Source organism: Bradyrhizobium sp. SHOUNA76, from assembly GCF_023006445.1.
Taxonomy (GTDB): Bacteria; Pseudomonadota; Alphaproteobacteria; order Rhizobiales; family Xanthobacteraceae; genus Bradyrhizobium.
The window spans coordinates 1-4668 of record NZ_JALBHA010000491.1 but is presented as its reverse complement, the minus strand read 5'-3'; the positions used below and the strand labels follow the sequence as shown (position 1 = coordinate 4668).

The 4668-nt window shown below is 65.2% G+C and carries 4 protein-coding genes; 1 reads left to right on the top strand and 3 read right to left on the bottom strand.

Going from position 1 to position 4668, the window contains the following annotated elements:
* Positions 1-147: 147 nt before the first annotated feature.
* The 3 genes from radC to MOV74_RS31610 form a co-directional block, all read right to left on the bottom strand.
* Positions 148-861, bottom strand: coding sequence for a DNA repair protein RadC (gene radC, locus MOV74_RS31620; RefSeq protein WP_246930900.1), 714 nt, complete (start codon positions 859-861; stop codon positions 148-150).
* Between the two features lie 88 nt (positions 862-949).
* A complete protein-coding gene (map, locus tag MOV74_RS31615) occupies positions 950-1768 on the bottom strand; it encodes a type I methionyl aminopeptidase (RefSeq protein ID WP_246930899.1) in 819 nt (272 codons plus the stop codon).
* 188 nt (positions 1769-1956) lie between these two features.
* The gene (locus MOV74_RS31610; protein ID WP_246930898.1) at positions 1957-3273 is read right to left on the bottom strand and encodes a mechanosensitive ion channel family protein; all 1317 of its coding nucleotides are present in this window, start codon (positions 3271-3273) and stop codon (positions 1957-1959) included.
* Positions 3274-3481: 208 nt separating this feature from the next.
* Between MOV74_RS31610 and MOV74_RS31605 the strand changes: the two genes are divergently transcribed.
* Positions 3482-4668: potassium/proton antiporter (locus tag MOV74_RS31605; protein ID WP_246930897.1), on the top strand; the 1187-nt coding region annotated here is incomplete at its 3' end.

The window sequence follows — 4668 nt, the reverse complement described above, 5'->3', positions numbered from 1 at the left end:
AATCGGCGCCGTCGTGGGTGCCGGCACGGGCGCCGCGATCGCCTCCGAAGGCGAGCGCCGCCGCTCCGGCTACTATGCCTATCAGCGCGGCTGCTACATGCAGAGGCCGGACGGGTATTATGTCCGGGTCGATCACAGGTATTGCTACTAGATCAACCGCAGCCCGCGCAGGCTCGCGTGCCCGCCTTTGCCGACGATGATGTGGTCGTGCACGGCGATGCCGAGCGGCTTGGCGATGTCGATGATCGCCTTGGTCATCTGGATGTCGGCCTGCGACGGCGAGGGATCGCCGCTGGGGTGGTTGTGCACGAGGATGAGCGCGGTCGCGGATAATTCGAGCGCGCGCTTGATCACCTCGCGGGGATAGACCGGGGTGTGGTCGACGGTGCCGGTCTGCTGCACCTCGTCGGCGATCAGCTGGTTGCGCTTGTCGAGGAACAGCAGACGAAACTGCTCCTTGTCGGCGAACGCCATGCTGGTGCGGCAATAGTCGATCACCTCGTTCCAGGAGGACAGCGCGTTGCGGCTGTTGACCTCGCCCTTGGTCACGCGGCTCGCCGCCGCGGCAATCAGCTTGAGCTGGTGGATCGCGGACTCGCCGACGCCGTCGACCTCGCGCAGGCGCGCTACCGGCGCATGCACGACCTCGGCGAAGGAGCCGAACGTCTTGATCAGCGCCTTCGCCAGCGGCTTGGTGTCGCGCCGCGGCAGCGCCGGAAACAGCGCTATCTCCAACAGCTCGTAGTCGCTGAGCGCATCCGCCCCCGCGCTGTAGAAGCGCTCGCGCAACCGCTCGCGATGGCCGAGATAATGCGGCGCGTCGTCAGGCTTGCTCTTGTCGTGGTCCGGCTTGGCGGGCATGGGCCGCCAGCATTGCCGGGGGCCGGCGCTTTTGCAACCGTCAATTGCGGCCGCACATGGCTTGATGATGGGCGGGCGGGCCGAACCGCTACCCGATCTGCTTCTCGCCGTGCCGCTCCGACAGCGTGAAGATCTCGACGCCCGTCGCCGTCACGCCGACGGAGTGCTCGAACTGCGCCGACAGCGAGCGGTCGCGCGTCACGGCGGTCCAGCCGTCGGAGAGGATCTTCACGTGCGGCTTGCCGAGATTGATCATCGGCTCGATGGTGAAGAACATGCCGGGCTTGAGCTGCACGCCTTCGCCGGGGCGGCCGATATGGATGATGTTCGGCTCGTCGTGGAACATGCGCCCGAGGCCATGGCCGCAGAAATCGCGCACCACGCTCATGGCCTGCGGCTCGACGAAACTCTGGATGGCGTGACCGATGTCGCCGGTGGTGGCGCCGGGCTTCACCGCGGCGATGCCGCGCATCATCGCTTCATACGTCACCTCGATCAGCCGCTCGGCCTTGCGGGCGATCGGGCCGATCGCATACATCCGGCTGGAATCGCCGTACCAGCCGTCGACGATGAAGGTGACGTCGATATTGACGATGTCGCCCTCCTTCAGGGGCCGGTCGCCGGGCATGCCGTGACAGACCACGTGGTTGAGCGAGGTGCAGGTCGAATAGCGATAGCCGCGATACATCAGCGTCGCCGGATAGGCGTTGTTGCTGAAGGCGAAGTCGCGGACGAACTCGTCGATGCGCGAGGTCGGCACGCCCGGTCCGACGATGTCGGTGAGCTCGTCGAGGCACTTGGCCACCAGCGCGCCGGCCTTGCGCATGCCGGCAAAGGCGGCCGGCCCATGCAGCTTGATCTGTCCGGTCTTGCGCAGCGAGGTATCGGTGGCTTCGACGTAGCTCATGCGTGTCAGGTCTTTTCGGGCTGATCTCGATTTCGGCGGAAAGGCTTGATTTCAGGCCCTAATTTAATGATTGCGGGGCTTCATGCAAGCTTAAGGCAGAGCGTTTTCGAGCGAAGTGGCTACCGGTTCGCGTGAAGAAAACGCATCAAAACCGGAATCTTACGGGCCTCTTGCGCCCGAAAGCGGGCCTAATTCGGGACTTCTACGGTGGTTTCCACCGGCAGCGCGCCGCCGCGGATGCGGATTTCGCGGACGGGATAGGGAACCCGGATGCCCTCGTGCTTGAAGGCGTCCCACAACCCCAGCATCACGTCGCTCCTGACCTTGTCCATGCCGTCGGGATCGGCGATCCAGAAGGTCAGCGAGAATTTCATCCCGGCTTCGGCGAACTCGGTCAGGATGCAGGTCGGCGGTTTGCCCTTCTGCGCGCGCGGATGGGCGGCGGCGGTCTCCGCGGCGAGCGTACAGACCAGGCGGGGATCGGCGTCGTAATTGGTGCCGAAGGCGATCTTCACCAGCGTGTTCTTGTCGGTATAGGTCCAGTTGACGACCTTTTGCGTCACCAGATCCTCGTTCGGCACCAGGAACTCGCGGCCGTCGCCGGCGGCGACGGAAATATAACGCGTCTTCATCGCGCTGATGCGGCCGGTATTGTCGCCGATGGTGACGAGGTCGCCGGGCTTCACCGACTTGTCGGCGAGCAGGATGATGCCCGAGATGAAGTTGGCGACGATCTTCTGCAGGCCGATACCGATGCCGACGCCGACCGCGCCGGAGAACACCGCGAGCGCTGAAAGATCGATGCCGACCGCTCCGAGCGCAATGACAATAGCGACGGCAAGCAGCCCGATGCGGATGATCTTGACCAGGAGCACCTGCACCGATGGCGTCAGATCGGTGGTCGCGTTGATCCGGCTCTCGGCGAAATTGCTCGCGATGTTGGTCGCCCACAGCGCGATGAGCAGGAGCGCACCTGCCTTGAGCACCAGCAGTGGGGTCAACCTGAGGCCGCCGAGCACGATCGCGTAGGAATCGAGCAGGTCGACCGTCGTATCGAGCTGGCCGAGGATCGAGAGCGCTGCGAGAAACCACGCCGTGATCGACACCAGCTTGACGATGAAGGCATTGCGCAGCACCGAGGTCACGAGGCGGATCGCCAGCCAGGCCAGTCCGAGCTTGGCGGCGACCATCAGGAGATAGGAGCGGCTCGGCCAGGTCGCGTGGTACATCACCACGCGGGAGATGATCACGAGCAAGGTGAACACCGCCGTCGAGGCGCTGGCGACCATCACCCGGGCGAAGTGCCGGAGCGGCAGCGGCCAGCGCATCGCCAGCGAGGTCATGTCGATCCGGTTGCGGACGGCGGCTTCCGCGGCATAGGCGATGCCGGCCGCGGCCAGGATCAGACCGAACTGCAGGTAGAACCAGGGCGAGGAGATCTCCGCCCCGACGCTGCGCGCGGTGGTCTGCACGAACTCCATGAAGTCCTTGAGGTCCATGTCCATCGGTCTCGTCGGCAAGCAGGGGAGGAATTGATTCGAGGGAGCCGCAGAATCCCACAAAGGGCGCGGCCGGGCCATCGATACACCGGCATGTGATGTACGTTAAGGCCGTAAAATACGGGCAGATTGCCGCGAGCGGGAGAAAATGGGTTGGCGCAGGAGAGTGCCGACGATAAGGATGAAATTCCAGCGATTTGTACCCGGAAGGTGGATGGCCTCCCTCGACTCCGTTAGCCTCGCCATATTGCTCGGCGCCGTCCTCGTCATGGCCGGCATCCTCTCCAGCCTGCTTGCGCTGCGCTTCGGCGCACCCTTGCTGCTCGTCTTCCTTTTGATTGGCATGCTTGCGGGCGATTCCGGCCCCGGCCAGCTCCAGTTCGACGACGTCCGCACCACCTATCTGGTCGGCTCTGTGGCGCTGGCCCTGATCCTGTTCGACGGCGGGCTGAAGACACGCTTTGCCAGCATCCGCACCGTGCTCGCGCCGTCCGTGGTGCTCGCGACCGTCGGTGTGCTCCTGACCGCGCTGATCACGGCGCCGTTCGCCAAATATGCGCTCGACCTCAACTGGACGGAGTCGCTGCTGGTCGGCGCCGTCGTGGCCTCGACCGACGCCGCCGCCGTGTTCCTGCTGGTGCACACCCAGGGCCTGCGCCTGCGCCCGCGCGTCGGTGCGACGCTGGAGGCCGAATCCGGCACCAACGATCCTTTCGCGATCTTCCTCACTCTGATGCTGGTCGAATACATCTCGCTGGGATCGAGCTCCGCAGGCCATGTGGCGATGGAGTTCATCCAGGAGGCGGTGCTGGGCGCCGTCGTCGGCGTCTTCGGCGGACGGCTCGTCGTCATCGCGCTCAACCAGGTGGCGTTGCCGCAGGGCCTGCATGCGCCGTTCGTGACCACGGCTGCGCTCGTGATCTTCGGCGGCTCGCAGATCATGCACGCCTCGGGCTTCCTCGCGGTCTATCTCGCCGGCATCATCATCGGCAACCGGCCGACCCGCGCGCACAATTCAGTGGTGGCCTTTCTCGACGCGGCGACCTGGCTGGCGCAAATCGTGATGTTCGTGCTGCTCGGCCTGCTGGTCTCGCCGAGCCGGCTCGGCGCCAGCATCCTGCCGGCGGTCGGCATCGCCTTCGTGCTGATGCTGGTGGCTCGGCCGATCGCGGTATTCGCGTGCCTGGCGCCGTTCCGCTTCAACTGGCGCGAGAAGATCTTCATCGCCTGGACCGGCCTGCGCGGCGCCGTCGCGATCTTCCTGGCCTCGATCCCGATGCTGGTCGGCCTGTCCAAGGCCTATCTCTATTTCGACGTCGCCTTCGTCGTCGTCATCATCTCGCTGCTGCTGCAGGGCTGGACCCTGGCGCCGGCCGCGCGCAAGCTGCATGTGGCGCTGCC